Origin of the sequence: Mucilaginibacter daejeonensis (genome assembly GCF_020783335.1) — a bacterium.
In the GTDB taxonomy this organism is placed as follows: Bacteria; Bacteroidota; Bacteroidia; order Sphingobacteriales; family Sphingobacteriaceae; genus Mucilaginibacter; species Mucilaginibacter daejeonensis.
In genome coordinates, this window is sequence record NZ_CP086068.1 from 1,008,109 (window position 1) to 1,027,206 (window position 19,098).

The following is a 19,098-nucleotide window of genomic DNA, read 5'->3' on the forward strand; positions in this document are numbered from 1 at the left end:
TCTTATGTTGCAGAAAAAGAATTTACATCACTTGTTCATGATCGGTTGGCTAACGCTGATCTTGCCTGCGTTCTTCTCGTGCAGCAAGACGGATACGGCCAACCCGACCGGCTCTAATGTTCGGGTGCAGGTCCTGAACCTGAGTCCCGACCTTTTCCCGATCGAGTTTTGGATCAACAACGGTAGCAACTACATCAGGCTGAACTCGTCTTACCGTTATGCCGCCACCCCAAGCTACTTTTACCTTACGTATAATAATCCGCTACCACAGATCCGCTCCACCCGTGTGGCCGATACCCGGCGTATCTTATACCGTGATTCGAGCGAATATAAAGCTAACACGCGCCATACCATATTCTTTATGGGTCTGTATGCCGATAGCACGTACAAGTTCCTGAAACTGACGGATGACACCGAGCCCGTAGCGCCGATCGGTAAAGGCGGCAAGATCCGTTTTGTGAATGGGTCGCCGCGTAGTACCCCTTTTGATATTTGGGCCAATGGAACGGTAGCGATCAAGAACGTGGCCTTCGGCACCGCATCTGATTACCAGATCTTGCCGCCGGGTAGTTACAGCTTCAAGGCCTACCCAACTGGCAGTACTACCAGCAGCCTTACCACGCTGCAGAACGTGACCATTCAGGATGGCCGTTTATACACGCTGTACTCGTCAGGAATGGTGGGTAGGGTTGACTCGGCAGCCTTCGGCCTTAATTTGTTGGCCATTGACCCCAGCGTAGTGAAGTAAGCCATTAATTACTACCTTTACCCGCAAATACAACGTTTTGGAAGTTATCAAAGACCTTATTGACTTTATACTGCACATTGATAAACACTTGGTGCAGATCACCAGCCAGTACCAGGGTTGGACCTACCTGATCATCTTCTTCATCATTTTTGCCGAGACCGGTTTTGTGGTAACCCCATTCCTTCCCGGCGATTCGTTGTTATTTGCCATGGGCGCCCTGATCGCCACCGGTAATTCAGGTCTGAATATCTACCTGATGGCCATTCTGCTGATCCTGGCCGCTGTGGCGGGCAACACCCTCAATTACGAGTTGGGCAAGTATTTTGGCCCCAAGGTGTTCAAGCCCGATAATAAGATCCTCAAGCTTGATTACTACCTAAAGACCCAGGAATTCTTCAACAAGCATGGTGGCAAGGCAGTGATCTTTAGCCGTTTTATGCCCATCATTCGCACCATCGCGCCATTTGTGGCCGGTGTTGGCCGTATGCCCTTGGGCCGCTATACTGTGTATAACGTGGTGGGTGGTGTGCTTTGGGTGATCACGTTCCTGTTCCTGGGCTACCTATTAGGTAACATCGAATTCTTTAAAAAGAACTTTTCGCTGATCGCTATCGCCATTGTACTGGTATCGATCATCCCGCCGATCTGGGCAGCATTAAGGGCCCGCATGTCGGGTAGCCGTAACGCTGTTTAAGGCAGTAGGCTTAAGCGGCTGGTTCACCACTCCAAATTTCGGTAGCGGCGCTATCTTGCCGGCCTTGTACAGGGCCAGTTCATGTGCTATAGCTTGCTTTTGAGCAGCGCTTGGCAGGCTATCGATCAACCGGTCAAGGTCGGGCTGACCTGCATCTACCCATGCCGAGTACCAGTAATTGCCTACATTGGCTATCGCCGTGCGCATTCGCCGTTTCACCATTCCTTTTAATGCACTGTGATAGGCCTGGCAATAAGCCACCGACAGGTCTTTGACCTTACGCTTACCACGCATGAACACCTCGTACTTTTTATCGGCCGGGAAGGTAGCATCGATCTGCCGCTGTACGCGCAATACCGAATCGGCACATTTGAACGAACTTCGGCACAGGATGAACGCCTGCCAAAGCGGGTTCTCGATGTATCGCGCATTACCCACAAAATAGTTATAGCTGCTGCCGAACTGCTCGGGAAGGCGGCTCTCCCAAAGGGCATGCACGCCCAGTTGTTCAGTAAGTTGTCCGTTATGGTTCTGGGTGGTGTGCAGCGGCACGCAGGCGTCCGCCACGTAATGCCCCAGGTAGGCCGAGTAATGCAATATCGCCGTGGTATCATGAGCTTTAAAGGCATCCACCAAACGGTAGTAGTTGTACTGGATGGTCCACGGCAGGGTGCCGTACTTATACAGTGTATCGGCCGAGTACTTCCTCATGGCCTCGTCCCATTTTTGCGGCACGGTATGGAACGGATCCTTGCCGTAATGGTCGGCATCGAAGAAGTGGCGCGGTATCTCGGTGGAGTCCACATACCGGCGCCGGTCGGGACTGATGGCATGCTCGGTGATATATTCGATGTTGGCCTGATAAAAAGTGCTCATGCCTTTAGGCAGGGTGAACACCGCCAGCCGGTTCACCCGGTAATGCGCATAAAAGCCCCACGAAACCAACATGATAGCAATAAACGATAGACCGAGCAGCCGGATAAAAAGCCTCATTTAAGGTAAAGGATACAGTGCCATAAGGTACGCTTTTTTGCTGTGTTGGCCAGGTAAAGCGCTCAAATGTGCACAAACAAAATACTATTAAGCGAGTTGTTGAGTTCTATATAAAGTTAATGTGGCCTTAATATGGCCTACTGCTTATTCTATTTTTTCTGTTTATGAAAACATCTGCTACTATCCTGAAACGTTTCTCGCGTTTTGCTTTTGTTGGCCTGTTGGGCCTTGCCATGTTGTCGTCATGCAAAAAGAACGACGAGAACGACGTTGGCGAGACCGCTGCCAAAGTGAACCTGATCAATGCCAGTACTGATGCCGGCCCTGCCCGCTTGTATGTTGATGGCGTTTTGCGTACTCCGAGCAATGTGTCCTTCGGTAACTCGTCGGGTTACTACGGCACCTTTGTAGGCAACCAGACCGTCGAGATCAAATCGGCTTCGGGCGAGGCTACCTTAGGTTCCACCAGTGCCCAGCTTGATGGCTTTGGCTATTACAGCTTTTTGCTTGTAGGTCAGAACAGCAGCCTGGGCATCGTGACCGTTAGTGATGCGGCCGTTGCACCTGCTTCAGGCAAAGCACGCATCCGCTTCGTGAACGCAGTGACCAACTCAGGCGCTATGGCGTTAACTTCAGGCAGTGCGATCAACATCACAGGCGTCAACTTCCGTGGGGTAAGCTCAAGTGTTGAGGTGACCGCCGGAACGTATGTGTTGAACACTGCAAGTGGCTCTACCAGTACCAGTTTCACCACCAACCTGGAAGCTGGAAAGATCTACGTGATCTATGCCAAAGGCCTGGTAGGCGCTACCGGTGCTAACGTGCTCAGCTTAGGCGTATCAGGCAACTGATCGCCTGACGCGCTTTACGGTGATCAAGATAGGGTAGGCTTGAGTATCAACCCGATGTGGAAAATAAATTTACCTTGTGCTTGACGGATATTTTTTTTTGCTTTATATTTGCAGTCCGAAAAATAATAAGATAATTAGCTAAAATGGCAAATCATAAATCAGCAATAAAAAGGATCAGAGCCAACGCTGCGAAGCGTTTGCGTAACAGGTATCAGGCCAAAACTACCAGAAATGCTATCAAGAAACTTAGAGGTACTACCAGCAAAGCTGAAGCTACTCCTTTGTTAACTAAAGTTATTTCGATGCTTGATCGTTTAGCTAAAAAGAACGTTATCCACAAGAACAAAGCTTCTAACAATAAGTCAAAACTGACCAAATTCGTTAACGGCTTATCTTAATATCATTAGCAGTAATGCTGAGAGGCCGCTTCAGGTAACTGAAGCGGCTTTTTGCGTTCGTGTATATTTGTGGCCATGTAATATCATGATCACATGCGGCCTGTTCAGTGGTTTATTGGCCTTTTGTGGCTATATTAGTTGTGCATTTGATCACAACAACCACCCCGATACATGAATAGAACTTTACTGGCTACTGTACTATTGGCAGGCGCATTAAGCAGCCACGCCCAGCAAGGCAAGGTACTTACCGCCAAAGATTATGAACGCGCCGAACGCTTCATGATCTACAACACCGCACCATTGGTAAGCGGCGGTACCATAAGACCCAATTGGCTACCTAGCGACCGCTTCTGGTACATTGAACGCACCATTGACGGCACACATTTTATGTTAGCTGACCCCACTAAAGGAAATGTAGCCCCGGCCTTTGATCATCAAAAGCTGGCAGCCGCTTTAAAAGCCAGTACTGGTAACGAGGTGAGGTCCACGGCGCTCCCTTTCGAAAGTATCTACTTATCGGCCGATGGCCGTTATATGAGCTTCCGTACGGGCGGCAAAGGCTACAATGCCGACCTGCAAAATTACAGCCTGGTGCCTGATGATAACGTGACTATCGAACGTACCGGCATGCCTAGGCCTGATGCAGGTTCAGAGATACTTTCACCCGATGGCAAACGCGCAGCTTACCTTAAAGATGACAACTTGTGGGTGCGTGATGTAGCCTCGGGCAAGCGTACGCAACTCACTACCGATGGCGTTAAGGACTTTGGTTATGCCACTGATAATGCTGGGTGGAGCCATAGTGATAGGCCGGTACTGCAATGGTCGCCCGATTCGAAAAAGATCGCCACTTTTAAGCAGGATCAGCGTAACGTAAAAGACATGTACCTGGTGACCACCAACGTGGGCGCTCCGGTGCTGCACCAATGGAAATACCCGCTGCCGGGCGAAGAGATCGCTATGATACACCGCTGCATCATTGAGGTGGATGTACCCAAAGTGATCATGCTACAGGTACCGCCCGACCCGCACCGCGCCTCGCTGAGCGATGATATATCGAGCAGTGGTACGTTCGACGATGTGAACTGGACGGCCGATGGCTCTCAACTGGCGTTCGTATCTACCTCCCGTGATCACAAGCAGGAAAAGGTACGCATAGCTGATGCCACCACAGGTGTAGTGCGAGAGGTGTTCGAAGAAACAGTGCCGACCCAATATGAGTCAGGATGGGACAGTATCAACTGGCGCTACCTGGCCAAAAGCAACGAGTTCATCTGGTTCTCGGAGCGTGATAACTGGGGACATCTGTACCTGTATGATGCACGCACAGGCAAATTAAAGAACCAGATCACCAAAGGCAACTGGGTAGTTACCCGTTTGCTCAAGGTAGACGAAAAAGCTCGTGTACTGTACTTTATGGCCGATGGCCGCGAACCTGGCAACCCATACTTTAGTCATTTATACAGGATAGGCTTTGATGGTAAGGGCTTGACTTCCCTGACGCCCGATGTGGGCAATCACCAGGTGGCGTTCTCTCCATCAGGAAAATACATCGTTGATACCTATTCGCAGCCTGATGTGGCCCACGTGGTAGGTTTGCGCAGCGCTCTGACCGGTAAATTAGTAACCCCGCTGGCCAAAGCCGATGTTAGCCGCTTAAAAGCTGCCGGTTGGAAGCCGGCTATCCCCTTCAACGTAAAGGCGGCCGACGGTAAGACCGATATATACGGTATCATGTTCACGCCTACTAACCTAGATCCGTCCAAAAAATACCCGGTGGTCAATTACATCTATCCTGGTCCGCAAGGCGGGAGTATCGGTAACTGGGGCTTTTCGCCGTCAAGAGGCGATCACCAGGCCCTGGCCGAGTTGGGTTTTGTGGTGGTGCTGATCGAGGGCACCAGCAATCCGCTCCGCTCCAAAAGCTATCATGATATGAGCTATGGTAACATGGCCGAGAACACACTGCCCGACCAGATAGGTGGCATCAAGCAACTGGCGCAAAAGTTCCCATACATAGATCTGGATAGGGTAGGTATTTGGGGGCACTCGGGTGGTGGTTTCGCTACGGCTACTGCCATGTTCAAATACCCTGATTTTTACAAGGTAGGCATATCCGAATCGGGTAACCATGATAACCGCAATTACGAGGATGATTGGGGCGAGCGCTACATCGGTCTGCTAACCAAAGATGCCAACGGTGTGTCGAACTATGAGAACCAAGCCAACCAGAACCTAGCGAGGAACCTGAAAGGCAAGCTGATGCTGGCCCACGGCATGATGGACGATAACGTACCTCCATACAATACCCTGTTAGTGGTTGAGGCGCTGGAAAAGGCCGGTAAGGATTATGACCTGGTGATATTTCCCAACAGTGCACACGGCTATGGCCAGTACAACCTGTACATGACCCGCCGCCGCTGGGACTACTTTGTACGCCACCTCATGGGCGCCGAGCCACCAAAAGAATACCAGTTGAAAGCGACGAAGTAGATCTGAACTATTAAACTCTACCTACGTCATGCTGAGCGATAGAGAAGCATCCTATTAGCTATGATCGTGGCAAACTGATCAGGCGTATAAGATCCTTCGCTATCGCTCAGGATGACATTTGATAATAAAACTGACCTCATCTTGTCGTAAAGATAGCGAAGCCTCATATGCGTTATGCTTGGTATAATCATCATGGGCTAATGTACTTTTGTTAAGCATCACACCTTGAAAAGATCGGTTTGCTTTTACCCGCATCTTTAAATAAATTAAAGCCGTGGAAACATACGAAAGCAAGATCAGCATCAAGGCCTGGGCCGAGGAGGACCGCCCCCGTGAAAAACTGAATACCCAGGGCCGCCGCGCGTTGAGCGATGCGGAACTGATCGCCATCCTGATCGGGTCGGGCAGCCGTACCGAATCGGCCGTGGAGCTGAGCAAGCGTATACTTCACCATTATGATAATGACCTGCAAAAGCTGGGCAAAGTATCAGTGGCCGAACTTTCCAAATTCAAAGGCATAGGAGAGGCTAAAGCCATCTCCATTATTGCTGCACTGGAGTTAGGCCGCCGGCGCGACGATACCGAGATCAAAGTGCCTGATACCATTACCGGCAGCCGCAGCGTATACCAGGTAATGCGCCGCCATTTGGTCGACCTTAACCACGAGGAATTTTGGATACTGCTCCTGAGCCGTAGTTGCAAGGTGATCGCCAAAGAACTGATCAGCAAAGGCGGACTATCAGGCACCGTGGCCGACCCCAAGATCATTTTCCACATCGCGTTACAGCATCAGGCATCGTCCATCATCATGGCGCATAACCATCCATCAGGCAACCTCAAACCCAGCCAGCAGGATATTGACCTTACCAAAAAGATACACCAGGCCGGCCGCATACTCGACATCGGCGTACTGGACCACCTGATCATCACCGATGGTGGTTTTTACAGCTTTGCCGATGAAGGGCTGTTGTAGGGTGTTCAATTTGCTTGATTGTCCGTCATGCCGAACTTGTTTCGGCATCCCACAGGACCGGTGAAAAGTGGTTCAGTGCTTATGGTGAATGGTCGGTTAAACACACCCCTGCCGCTGCTCGGTCTTGCGCGCCCCCTCTCGAGAGGGGATAGGAACTCACTGACCATTTAACCCGTCATGCCGAACTTGTTTCGGCATGCCGCAGGACCGGTGAAAAGTGGTGCAGTGCTTATGGTGAATGGTCGGTTAAACACACCCCTGCCGCTGCTTGGTCTTGCGCGCCCCCTCTCGAGAGGGGACAGGAACTCACTGATCATTCAACCCGTCATGCCGAACTTGTTTCGGCATCCCACGGATCGGTCGAGAACGGCTCGGCATCCCAAAGATCGGTCGACAGCGGAATCTACAAGCATGGTTTTCTACTTGGCATGTGAGATGCTGAAACGAGTTCAGCATGACATACATTGTACAATACTACGCCAGCGGCAAACTGAACGAGAACGTTGAACCGACGCCCAGCTCGCTTTGCACCCATATGCGGCCATCGTGGCGTTGAAGGATCTCAGCACATAGGTAAAGGCCAATGCCAAAGCCCGATATGGTTTGGGTATGCTTACTGTTCACCCGGTAGTAACGTTCAAAAAGCTTATCGATATCCTGCGGTTTTATACCCATACCTTCGTCGCTCACACTAACGATCGCCTCGTTGCCCTGCACCTCGCAGTTGACCACGATGCGTTTCCCACGCGGCGAATATTTCACAGCATTGCTGAGCAGGTTGGATATCACCGAGCCGATCTTATCGCGGTCGGCTTCTACGGTCACGGAAGGGCAGGGCAGCAGGTCCACCGTATGGCTTGATTGCATCTGCACCGATTCTTCCACCATCTCGCTCACCAGTTCATCCAGTCTGAACACTTGTTTGGTAAGGTGTATCTTACCTGATTCGAGCCTCGATACATTGAGGAACCCGTTGATCATAGTGGTCATTTTTTTGACCTGGGTGTTCACTTTGTCCAGCGCACCTGTGGTGAACGTATCATTATTAGTGCGCGAGCGGGCCTGCAACATTTGCACATAGGCACTGAGCGAGGTAAGCGGCGTTTTAAGTTCATGGCTCACCATGCCTATAAAATCGTTCTTACGCTGCTCGTCCTGCTTTTGTTCGGTAATATCGGTCATCACGCCCGAAAAGTAGCTGATGCCGGTCCGGCGGTCGTCGTTCAATTTACCGGTAGCCAGTACCCAGCGCAATTTCTGATCATCGTGTGTCAGTATCGGGTGTTCCACATTGTAGATCTCGCCTGTGGTAATGGCCCGGTTTATCGAGTCCCGTACAAAAGCGCGGTGATCTTCCTGCACGCAAGCTATGGCGTCCTCGTAGGTAATGGCCGCATATGGTTCAAAACCGAATATCTCCTTCATTCGTTCAGACATGCGGAACTCACGGGTCTTCGTATTGAGGTACCAGGTGCCTACTCGTGCGGCATCCAACGAAAAACGAAGCTGTTCTTCAGCATGTTCGATCTTGGTGCGGGCCAATACCTGTTCGGTCACCTCGCTGGCCACGATCATTACACTGCCTACCCGGCCCATACTGTCTTTTAGTGGATGATACACGAAGTTGAAATAGCACTCCTCCAGCTGGCCGTTGCGCATTAGTAATGCCTTGTTATCTGTACCAAAATGAGGGTTGCCGGTACTGAATACCTCGTACAGCAGGTCAATGAAGATCTGTCCTTTGAGCTCGGGAAGGGCTTGCTGGAGCGGCTTGTTGATCACCTGCTCGTTCTTACCCCATAGCTCCATGATGCGTGAATTGGCCGCCTCGATCACCAGGTCGGGCCCGGTCACTATACCGATGGCCACCGGCGCGTCCGACAACATGTAACGTACGCGAGCCTCGCTGGCGGCCAGGTCGGTCACCATTGTTTGTAGTAACGCTTGTGCTTGTGCTAACTCCTTGTTAATGGACACCAATTCGTCATTGGCCGATGCCAGCTCTTCGTTGGTGGCGGTCAGTTCCTCATTGAGCGATTGTTGTTCGAGGTAGCTTTGCTCGAGCAGCAGGCGGGTGTTCACCTTTTCGGTGATATCCTCCGCAGCCACGATAATGCCTTTTACCTGACCGTCGGTATCTAGCATGGGGTCATAGTAAAAACTCACGTACTTGCGTACCGGCCCCTCAGGCGTGTCAAGGTAGAAGGCCTCTTCATCCTGCCCGTAGGCGATACCGGTATCATATACTTCTTTTAAAAGCGTTGGGAACGGTTGGCCTTCCAGCTCGGGCAATACCTCCAATAAGCGTCGACCGGTGATCTCGTCAATGCTTTTGCCCCACAGGGTGGCCAGCTGGTTGTTAGCCAGCTCGATCATCATATCAGGCCCGGTGAGGATCATGAGTGCATAGTGCGCCGTCATGACCAGGTTGCGTACATTGGTGGCGCTTTCCTCGGCTTTTCTACGCGCCAGTACCTGCTCCGTCACATCAAAAGCGGTCTGGATCACACCTGCGATCTGGCCGTTCTCGATCAGGGCACGGTACACCACGTTATAAAATCCTTTAAGGTGCTCACCATTGCGGGTAATGGTGACCGGTTGTTCGTATCCGCGGTAATCCCTACCGGTACGATAGGTATCATACAAACGGTCAACGATCGGTTGCCCTATCAGTTCGGGCATGCCCTCGAATAAGGTCTTTCCTCGGATGGAACGGTCACGGCTGATCAGCTCCAGCATAGGGGCGTTAAAAGTATCGAACACCATATCATCGCCGCGGAGTACCAGCATGGGCACGGGGGCCTGTTGTATCAGGTTCTTGAAGCGGGCCTCGCTTTCGCTCAGGTCCTTGGTGCGTTGCCTTACCCGGTCCTCCAGCTCGTTATTGAGCGATGCCAGGCTTTGTTGTGAGCGGTTAAGTTCATCATTGGTAGCGCTGAGCTCTTCGTTGGCGCTGGCCAATTCCTCGTTCAGGGCCTGCTCGCGCTGCAGGGCGCTGTCCAGCTCGTAGTTGTGACCATTGTTGAGCATGGTACCGGCATGTATGCCTACCGTAAGCAGGAACTGCTCATAATCGGCATCCAGCCGTTTGCGCGGTGATACTCCCATTACGAGGTAGCCACTAATGCGAGCCTCATCCTTACTAATGGGCACGATCAGCGCTTCCGAACATGATTCACCCCACACGGTGGGCACCTGCTGCGGTAAGTAGCGGTCCAGGTCCTCGATATGTACGGGCTGGCCTTTGGTCATGGTATCATGATACGGCCAGATCAACAAACTTGCATCAATCTGGCCGATGCCGCCACCGGCAATAAAATGAAGGTCCTGAACATCACGACCGGCCCTGTCGCCCGTAGTGTAAAGTAGGTAAAAGGCAATGTCCTTGTTGCAGCCATCCAGTACCTCGGTCAGTTGCTCCAGGGCCTCGTTCAGGGTGTGGGCCTGATCGAGCTGTTGCAGCAATTGCATCAGGATGCGGTTACGCCGATCATTGATGACCTTATAGGTGGTCTCCACCACGGCATTGAACACCCCGCCGATTTGGCCGTTGATGTTAATAATGGGCGAGAGGTTATAATCAAAGTAACATTCCTCGGTGTAGCCATAGCGGTGCATAAGTAGCAAAGCATCGGGCTTGCGTACCGTTTGGCCTTTCTCTAATGCACCTTCAAATTCGTTCTGTAATCCGTCCCATATCTCGGCCCAGGCTACCGCACCGGGCTGGCCAAATGCCCAGGGGTGTTTATTGCCCGGTATGGTGCTATAAGCATCGTTATAAAGCAGGATGAATTGCGGACCCCAGTAAATGGCCATACCAAAGCCCGAGTTAAGCGCGATGCTGACAGCCTGTTTCAAGCTGTCGGGCCACAGATCTGCCGGGCCTAATGGTGTATTGGCCCAATCAGTGGTACGCATGAGCTGGCCCATCTTACCACCACCTTGCAAAAAATGTGGGATCTGTGACACGCTATATCTCTTTTTAAACCGACCGCAGTTGAAATGAATCGGTATTGAACTTAAACCGCTGACCCCCTAAATAGTTGAAAAAATTAACTTCTTTTTAACCTTCATCTCGTCATAAGTAAGCGGGTCAAGGAAATATATAAGCGGTCAGTTCAGCATTTCATAGATGGAGCGCATGTATTCGGCCTCTTCCAGCGCGATCTGGAATTGTAGCCACTCGGCATCAGTGAAGCAAAAGTTAATGTCTTTATTGGGTGTGCGCAAGATCAGCCGGTCCTGCCCGTCAGGGAACGGGAATGAGCATTCTTCTGGCTCCAAACTGGCCGTAAAGTTCTTGAAAGTGTTAAGGTCGTCGGGGGTGAAGTAGAGCAGCACATTGTTGTGCCAGATGTTGATGATGCGGCATTCAATGCACTGGCTGATCAGGGTGGGGCCTTTTTGGCACAGGATAACGGTTTGGCACATAGGCGGCGGTATTTGTGCCTGTCCTGCCGGTAAGGTGAACGTGTTCCCTCACCAGCAGGCAGGACTTGATGTCTTTATCAATAGATGTAAGGTCGTTCTCTTATTTATTTAGACTAATTATAAATAATAAGACAATGATACGAACTTTTTCTAAAGATGGATACCCTTGTCAAAAAAATTTCTTGGAGATGACCCGCTGTCAGAGCGTGAAGCGAGCCAGCAGGTCGCTGCGTAAGGCCCTTGATAAAGGTAGTGGTTGGCCACCCACCGTCACCTGATGGCGCTCTACCTTTTGGATCTTGGGCAATTCTACGATGTATGATCGGTGGATGCGCACGAACCTGTCGGGCGGCAACTCGGCTTGCAGTTCATTAAGAGTGGTACGGGTCAGGATGGGTTTACCGTTGGTGATGATCATAGCATAATTGTCCTCAGCTTTGATATACTGGATCTCGTCCAAATCGATACGTACCAGGTCGGTGCTGTCCTTCACCAACAAGGTGTGAGAGGAATTATCTCGAACCGAAAGCCTTGTCTCCGCCTGGCGGTAGGCCTGCAAAAAGCGCTTGAAGCTGATCGGTTTAAGCAGGTAGTCGGTGGCGGCCAGGTCAAAGCCTTTAAGTGCATGCTGGGCATACGCGGTCACAAAGATGACCTGCATGCTTTGGCGTACCAGTGCCGCTAGTTCAAGGCCGTTCAGTCCCGGCATGTCAATGTCGGCAAATACGAGGTGCACCGGGTCGGTCTTGATATAGGCCAGAGCTTCGGTCGCGCTCAGGAAGGTGGCCCGCAGGTCGAGACCGGGGATCTTTTTGGCGTGCGCGGTGATCACGTCAAGCGCTATGGGTTCGTCATCAACGGCTATGGCGATCATGGGTCACTTTAAAGGTAGCAATTCCTGTAATTTGTTGCGTAACTGGTCAGGAGCAAGGTCATGGCCTATGATCACTCCATCCGGACCGATCAAAAAATTCTGCGGAATAGCCCGCACACTGTACAGGTGCGCCACTTCGTTATCCCAGTGTTTCAGGTCTGACAGGTGCGTCCAGTTGAGGCCGTCGGTCCTGATCGCTTTGAGCCATGCCGCACGACCATCGGCGCCATCAAGCGAGATGCCCAGTATGGCAAAGTTACGTTTGCTGAATTCATTATAAACCTTCACTAACTGTGGGTTCTGCTGGCGGCAAGGGCCGCACCAAGAGGCCCAGAAGTCCAGCAATACATATTTTCCTTTGAACGAGGCCAGGCTCACCGGCCGACCAGCGGTATCGTTCTGCGTGAATAGCGGTGCTTGAACACCGGTCTTAAGTGTGATCAGGTCATCCATCAGTTTTTGGTACATGCGGCCTGATCGGGTGTTGCGTACCGATGAAGATAGTCGGTCAAAAAGTGGCTGTATCACTGCTTTTTTTGGGGAATTGCCCACATATTCGGTCAAGGCCATCAGTCCGACGTAACTGTTGAGGTGCTGCTCATAAAATGCCTTGAGTATGGGGCGGCGCATGGCCTGCAAACTGTCTAATTTTGCCCGGCCGAGTTGAATATCCTTTCGTGCTGTATCCGTACGCAGGCGCATGCTCCAGTGCCACTCCTGGTCGGTGATGGACCTTAGCCGGGCTTGTAACTCCAGTTCGTCAGTATTGATGGCCGAACCCATGAAATGCCCTTTTGAGATACTATCCGTAGCGATAAGGGTAATGTGCCCGGCATGAAGATAAAATTTGAGCAGGTCTATCTTACTACCGGCCATGGTAGCCTTGATCAGGTTCGGCAGGCCGAAGTTATGGTGATCGGCAACCAGCGTGGCATAGGTCGGGTCGGCGCTGATGCCGGTAAAACGGTAATGCCTTTGGTCTGGACGGTAGGTAGCCGAGTCCATGATCTTTCGGCCGTCTACCTGGTAGGCCAGATACAGTTTGGCTGGGCGTGGCCGCGCGCTATTCAATTTTACATCGAGTATATACCGGTCAGCATTATTTTGAGCGATCGAAGAGAGGGACAGCACAAGTGCGGTCAGTAGCAAAAGGAAATGTTTCATGATGGTTTTTGGTCTATAAAGAGTTGGTAAGGTCAAGCTTCAGTTTCACCTTAAAAAGGTGCTGGTCGTGTTCTATTTGTAATTGATGCCGTTCGGGGTACAGTAGCTCAAGGCGTTTTTGAGCGGTGGATAGCACTGTGTTGCTGGTGCTGAAAAGGGTGCTGGTGCGCACGATGGTGTTGGTCAGTTCCATGGTCAAGGTACCATATTGCTGGCTGATCAGCAAACGTATCAAGCATTCTTCATCATTGCTAATGCCGTACTTAAAGGCGTTCTCGATGTAGGTGAGCAACAGGAGGGGCGCTATGATCAGGTCCCCGTTGTCGGTGCTGATCTGGGTGTCTACCGTTATCCTACCATTGGTCGGCAATCGCGCTTTTTGCAGGTCAAGGTAATTGTGAATGAACGCTATCTCATCCTTCAGTGGTACCAGATCATGGTCGATGCCATGCACGGTATAACGCAACAGTTCCGATAACTTGACGATACCTTCGGCCGTTGTCGGTGCATCCTCTTTAAGTGCAGTGCCATAAAGGTAATTAAGGCCGTTGAACAAAAAGTGTGGATTCAGCTGTGCTTTCAGGGCATTCAGTTCGTTACGGGTGCGTTGCAGATCAAGTGCTTTGATCATTGACCGCTGGTCATAATGGTCGCGTACGAAAGCATAAGCGATGGCATAAGCTGCGGCCGAAATTATGGGTAACAGCCGGGCGGTCACCGGCACCTCGATCTGGTATCGCTGATGTATCCTGAAGTAGAGGATCTGCACCACCGCCCAACTGCCGATCAGTGAGGTGAGGATATACATCCAGCGTGGATAACGGTTGAAGATGTACTGATAATTCAGTTCGATCAGAAGCAATGCGATGGCCAGCACCAGCATCTCTGCGCTAAGATCTTTATGAGCCAGATATCTGAACAGGTGACCCAGCTTTTGACCGTAACCACGGTATGGTTCGGAGTGCCCGGCGGGGCCATAAAAGAAGTTGAACACCGACGACAGGTTGAGGCAAGTGGCAAAGGCCGCAAAGTGCTTAAGCCAGTTGATAAGGGTAGTGCGTATGGATGTCATGGGCCTTAGGTGAGTTCATAAGGTCAAATAAACTCAATGCATGCGCCTAAATATAATAAATGTGGCCAACGGTATCAAACTTGTGGCGAATGGTACGGTACACAAAAAAGGGCCGCTTTATACGAGCGGCCCTTATCCTATTTTGCCTGATCAGCTCAGGAATAATGTGATGTTATTGCAGCTTTTTGATAGCAGCGTCGATGGCTTTTACCGATGCATCGTCGGCTATTTTGGTACGTTGAGCTTTGATGCCTTCCAGCATGGTAATGATCGGCTGAGCCACGCCATATTGCTTGTAGCGCACGCCCAGATCGCTTAATGTCTCGACCCCTTGCTGTGCATAGGTAGAGCTTTGCAGACGGCCTATCATGCCTGCGTAACTACGCAACACGTTGAATTTGCTTTGCACAGGCAGCTCATCATATTTTTTGTTCACATAAGGCCATTCCGCATCAGAGCCGTTAGCCGCATATATGCTCAATATGTTCTGTGCCAGTTCGCCTTCGCTGTCTTTTTCCAGGCTTTTGGCCATGGTAAGGCCAGCAGCAGGATCAAGTGCGGTCAAGCCATTAAGTGCTGCGCCTTGTACGGCATACGAGCGGTCGGCCAAAGCTTGTTTGAACAAGGTGGTGTTGCCTGATGCTTTCAGACCTGCCAGGGCGTTCAAAGCCGCAGCTTTCACCATGTTGTTAGGGTCCTTTTGTGCCAGGCTAACCAGGATCGGTTGTGCAGCGTTGCGCACATCATCATTGTTCAGTTTCAACGCTTTGATGGCCTTGATGCGCAAGCCGTAGTATTTATCGTTCAGGGCTGCGATGATGATCTTACGGCCGGTGGCATCGTCAGAACGTTGAGCCTCGGCCCAGTTAAGCGCCTCGTAACGGTCAAGGTACAGGCCGGCATGTTGTTGCTGGTATAGGAATTCCTGGCCGGTCTTGTTATCGGTCTTGCGGGCAAGCAGCATCTTGTCACCGTCAAAGTTAACCAGGTCTGGTTTGGCGTCGGTCTTAAAGGTCAGGGTGTCGGCCTTGGTGTGTAACCAAACGTTATGACGGGTCTTTTTACCGTTGGTATAGATGTCGATGGCTACCGGCAGGTTAAAGGCATTACCCGCTTGGTTCTGCTGTACGTACACCGATTGTGATTTGCTGGCAGCGTCCCAGTTGTAAGTAACGTTCAAGATCGGGTGGCCCGAGTTAAAGTACCATTGGTTAAAGAACCAGTTCAGGTCCTTACCGCTGGCCTCTTCCAATGCCAAACGAAGCTGATGAGCTTCACCGTTCTTAAAGGCGTTGGTCTTCAAATAAATGTTCAAGCCTTTGTAAAAGGCATCGTTACCTAAGTAGTTGCGGAGCATGTACAGGATCGAGCCACCTTTTTGGTAGGTCACCACATCGAACATGTCCTCTTTATCATTATAGTGGAAACGTACCAGGTCCTTAGCCGGGGCGTCGGGCGAGTTCAGGTATTGGCGGCGGTCATCATGAATGTGCGCATCCCCATCATCCTTGCCATATTTATGCTCGGCCCAAAGGGTCTCGCTAAAATCGGCGAACGACTCGTTAACGGTCAGGTTGCTCCAGCTTTCGGCGGTCACGTAATCGCCGAACCACTGGTGAAATAATTCGTGCACCACAGTGCTTTCGCCAGCACCAATGTTGTAGTAGCGGTCAAGGAACTGGCGGGCGGTACCTTGCACGTAATCACCGTGCAGGGTGGCAGTAGTATTCTCCATAGCGCCGCTCACGTAGTCGCGTACTACGATCTGCGAGTACTTGTTCCACGGATAATCGACCCCTAATAGTTTCGAATAGAAGTCCATCACCTCCGGCGTGTAACCAAAAATGGTCTTGGCGTAAGGTGCATATTTAGGCTCCAGGTAGTAGCTCACCTCTTTACCTTTCCAGGTGTCTTTAGTGATCTTGAAATCGCCCACGGCCATCATGAATAGGTAAGGCGAGTGTGGTAGATCCATTTTCCAGTAGTCGGTACGGGTGCCGTTGGCATTCTTTTTTTGCGATACCAGCTTGCCGTTACTCAGCGTCACATACTTAGCCGGTACGGTCATGTATATCTCTTCGGTGGTCTTCTGGTTAGGCCTGTCAATGGTAGGGAACCAGGCCGACGAGCTCTGGCTTTCGCCCTGTGTCCAGATCTGCACTGGTTTGCCCTTAACGGCGCTATCAGGATTGATAAAGTATAAACCTTTAGCATCACTGATGGCCATGCTGCCTTCAACCTTCAGTTCGTCAGGTTTCGAGGTATAGTCAAGATAGATGGTATAGTTCTCGTTGTTGCGGTAAACGCGGTCAAGCTTGATGGCCAGTGTAAGACTATCATAAGTGAACTTTAATGGCGTGTTCTTGCCTGCCTTTACAATGGCTACGGTCTTAATGTCCATACCCTTGGCATCGAGGCGAAGCGTATCGGTAGGGTACATGTGCGGCTTAATGGTCACCCACTCTTTGCCGTACAGGTAACGTTTCTTGTAATCGAACCTCACGTCGAGCTTGGTGTGGATCAGGTCGTTGATCTTTTCGGGAGTGGAGCGGTAGATCTTGAGGGCAGGGTTTTCGGGGGCAGCCGGCGCTGTTTGGGCTGATGCCGAAAAGGTGGCGGCGGACAGCATACAAGCGCTAAGCAGTGCCGCACGGGAACTATGGTTCATAAAGCTTTGACTTTTATTTTAAGTAAAGCACGAATTTATGTTTTTTTAAATGATGTGGCAGATAAATTTATGGGCAGCCTATTTACGATCGTCATCAACGAAAAGACCCTGCGCTGAACAGTGTCCAGGCAGGGTCTTTTATGTTAATAACAAGGCTCCTTAAAGGTCAGGCGCCTCACGCATGTTTAGCAGTACTGGTCAAAAGCGTCGATCAGGTTATCGGCGATCATTTGCGCCGGGCGACCTTCGATCTGGTGACGCTCGATCATGTGTACCAACTGGCCATTTTTGAACAGGGCCATAGCTGGTGATGATGGAGGGTAAGGCAGCATAAAGCGGCGAGCCTCATCAACGGCATCCTTTTCCATACCGGCAAATACGGTAACGATCTTATCAGGATGTTTCTCATTTTGTACGGCAAGCTTGGCAGCCGGACGGGCCATAGCTGCTGCGCAACCACAAACCGAGTTCACCATCACAAATACGGTACCTTCGCTTTCTACGGCGTTCTTCACCTCTTCGGCATTCTTCAACTCCTCAAAACCGGCGTTGGTAAGATCGGCCCGCATAGGGGCAACTAAATATTCTGGATACATGTGTGTTATGTTAAAATTAGTATCACAAATTTAAACAAAGCTGTTAAAAGATGTTGGCCCTCCGAAATAAATAACACTTTACTGACGTTTAACTGAAACAAAAAAATGGCAGCGACACGTATCAGGTGTTCGTTAAAAGTATTATCTTGCTATCCCTTAATTATTGAATATTAAACCGTTGCATGAACTATAAACAAAATTCAGGCTTTAGAGATATTTTCAGCGCCCGGCAGATCTTTGGCCGGGTAACCAAAGTAAAGAACCGGACCCATAATACCAGCCGCTTAAAAGCGCTGGTAGGTGTTTCCTTCGCCATGATCGCTACCTTGTCGGTCACGGTGTTCCAACTGAATGGCCGCAGTAAGATGCAGGCCGCAGAGAACGACCGCCTTGCCGCCCAGGTGCAGGCCTTGCAAGAGAAATTGAGCGATGGAGAGACCAAACTGGACCTTATATCGGCTCACAACGACAGCACCGGCAACAAAGCTCTCACCTACATTGAAGGTATACAGGACAAGTTGCGCCGTATCAACAGTTACTTACGCAAACGCGGACTCAACAGCATTGCCTTTAAAGCAGGCGAGAGCCGCACTAAAGACAAAGAAGCGCATCTGGGTCTATACAAAAAGTTCGATCGTTACCTGGATAAGTTGGTGGACAACATTGCCGGTATGCCTATGGGCTACCCGCGCATCAGCAGCTTTACCTCATTCTTCGGTCATCGTAATAATCCGTTCGGTAGTGAGGGCGGCGAGTTTCACCCCGGTATCGACTTTAAAGGCCGCACCGGCGATCCGGTAAAATGTACTGCCAGCGGCAGGGTGGTATACAGCGGACGTGCAGGTGGCTACGGCAACTGTGTACGTATCCGCCATATCAATGGCATCGAGACCTGGTATGGTCACCTGTCGCGCATTTTAGTGCACGAAGGACAAAGCGTGACCGTTGGGCAAATGATCGGCAAAGTTGGTTCTACCGGCCGTTCGACCGGTCCACACCTGCACTACGAGGTACGCCGTAACGGCCGCGCCGTTAACCCCAAGCAATACCTGAGCTTGAACTAAAGCAAAGCCGTGAGGCAAATGCCATGATATATAAAAGCCCTTTGACCACAACGTCAAAGGGCTTTCTTGTTATCGAGAT

At 50.8% G+C, this 19,098-nt stretch carries 15 protein-coding genes; 7 read left to right on the forward strand and 8 right to left on the reverse strand.

All coding sequences use genetic code 11. The features are described from left to right. The first annotated feature begins 37 nt into the window (after positions 1-37). Positions 38-748, forward strand: coding sequence for a DUF4397 domain-containing protein (locus tag LLH06_RS04415; RefSeq protein WP_228172054.1), 711 nt, complete (start codon positions 38-40; stop codon positions 746-748). A 37-nt stretch (positions 749-785) separates the two neighbouring features. Next, a complete protein-coding gene (locus LLH06_RS04420; RefSeq protein WP_228172055.1) occupies positions 786-1,442 on the forward strand; it encodes a DedA family protein in 657 nt (218 codons plus the stop codon). Here the strand turns inward: LLH06_RS04420 and LLH06_RS04425 are convergent. Next, on the reverse strand, positions 1,404-2,390 hold the full coding sequence (locus tag LLH06_RS04425) for a zinc dependent phospholipase C family protein (RefSeq protein WP_228172056.1): 987 nt from the start codon (positions 2,388-2,390) through the stop codon (positions 1,404-1,406). The genes LLH06_RS04420 and LLH06_RS04425 overlap by 39 nt on opposite strands. A gap of 209 nt (positions 2,391-2,599) precedes the next feature. Here LLH06_RS04425 and LLH06_RS04430 point away from each other — a divergent pair, with 209 nt between their 5' ends. The 4 genes from LLH06_RS04430 to radC all read left to right on the forward strand — a co-directional run bounded on the left by LLH06_RS04430 (position 2,600) and on the right by radC (position 7,150). Further along, positions 2,600-3,286, forward strand: coding sequence for a DUF4397 domain-containing protein (locus tag LLH06_RS04430; RefSeq protein WP_228172057.1), 687 nt, complete (start codon positions 2,600-2,602; stop codon positions 3,284-3,286). 143 nt (positions 3,287-3,429) lie between these two features. After that, a complete protein-coding gene (rpsT, locus tag LLH06_RS04435; protein ID WP_228172058.1) occupies positions 3,430-3,684 on the forward strand; it encodes a 30S ribosomal protein S20 in 255 nt (84 codons plus the stop codon). Positions 3,685-3,855: 171 nt separating this feature from the next. After that, positions 3,856-6,177 carry a S9 family peptidase gene (locus LLH06_RS04440; RefSeq protein ID WP_228172059.1) on the forward strand — a complete coding sequence of 774 codons (2,322 nt, stop codon included), beginning with the start codon at positions 3,856-3,858 and terminating at the stop codon, positions 6,175-6,177. 274 nt (positions 6,178-6,451) lie between these two features. Beyond that, entirely contained in the window at positions 6,452-7,150 is a 699-nt protein-coding gene (radC, locus tag LLH06_RS04445; protein WP_228172060.1) for a RadC family protein, read from the forward strand. 474 nt (positions 7,151-7,624) lie between these two features. Here the strand turns inward: radC and LLH06_RS04450 are convergent, their stop codons facing one another. From LLH06_RS04450 to LLH06_RS04480, 7 genes are all read right to left on the reverse strand, one after another. Continuing rightward, entirely contained in the window at positions 7,625-11,119 is a 3,495-nt protein-coding gene (locus LLH06_RS04450) for a PAS domain-containing protein (RefSeq protein ID WP_228172061.1), read from the reverse strand. A gap of 144 nt (positions 11,120-11,263) precedes the next feature. Continuing rightward, positions 11,264-11,581: a DUF6686 family protein gene (locus tag LLH06_RS04455; protein ID WP_228172062.1), complete on the reverse strand. Its 318-nt coding sequence runs from the start codon at positions 11,579-11,581 to the stop codon at positions 11,264-11,266. 199 nt (positions 11,582-11,780) lie between these two features. After that, positions 11,781-12,455, reverse strand: coding sequence for a LytR/AlgR family response regulator transcription factor (locus tag LLH06_RS04460; protein WP_228172063.1), 675 nt, complete (start codon positions 12,453-12,455; stop codon positions 11,781-11,783). 3 nt (positions 12,456-12,458) lie between these two features. Further along, the gene (locus LLH06_RS04465) at positions 12,459-13,619 is read right to left on the reverse strand and encodes a TlpA disulfide reductase family protein (protein ID WP_228172064.1); all 1,161 of its coding nucleotides are present in this window, start codon (positions 13,617-13,619) and stop codon (positions 12,459-12,461) included. 13 nt (positions 13,620-13,632) lie between these two features. Further along, positions 13,633-14,691, reverse strand: coding sequence for a sensor histidine kinase (locus LLH06_RS04470; RefSeq protein ID WP_228172065.1), 1,059 nt, complete (start codon positions 14,689-14,691; stop codon positions 13,633-13,635). Positions 14,692-14,863: 172 nt separating this feature from the next. Then, complete coding sequence (locus tag LLH06_RS04475; protein WP_228172066.1) at positions 14,864-17,359, reverse strand: M1 family metallopeptidase; 2,496 nt, start codon at positions 17,357-17,359, stop codon at positions 14,864-14,866. 185 nt (positions 17,360-17,544) lie between these two features. Beyond that, on the reverse strand, positions 17,545-17,955 hold the full coding sequence (locus LLH06_RS04480; RefSeq protein ID WP_228172067.1) for a BrxA/BrxB family bacilliredoxin: 411 nt from the start codon (positions 17,953-17,955) through the stop codon (positions 17,545-17,547). 182 nt (positions 17,956-18,137) lie between these two features. Here LLH06_RS04480 and LLH06_RS04485 point away from each other — a divergent pair, with 182 nt between their 5' ends. After that, entirely contained in the window at positions 18,138-19,019 is an 882-nt protein-coding gene (locus LLH06_RS04485; RefSeq protein WP_228172068.1) for a M23 family metallopeptidase, read from the forward strand. Positions 19,020-19,098 lie beyond the last annotated feature (79 nt).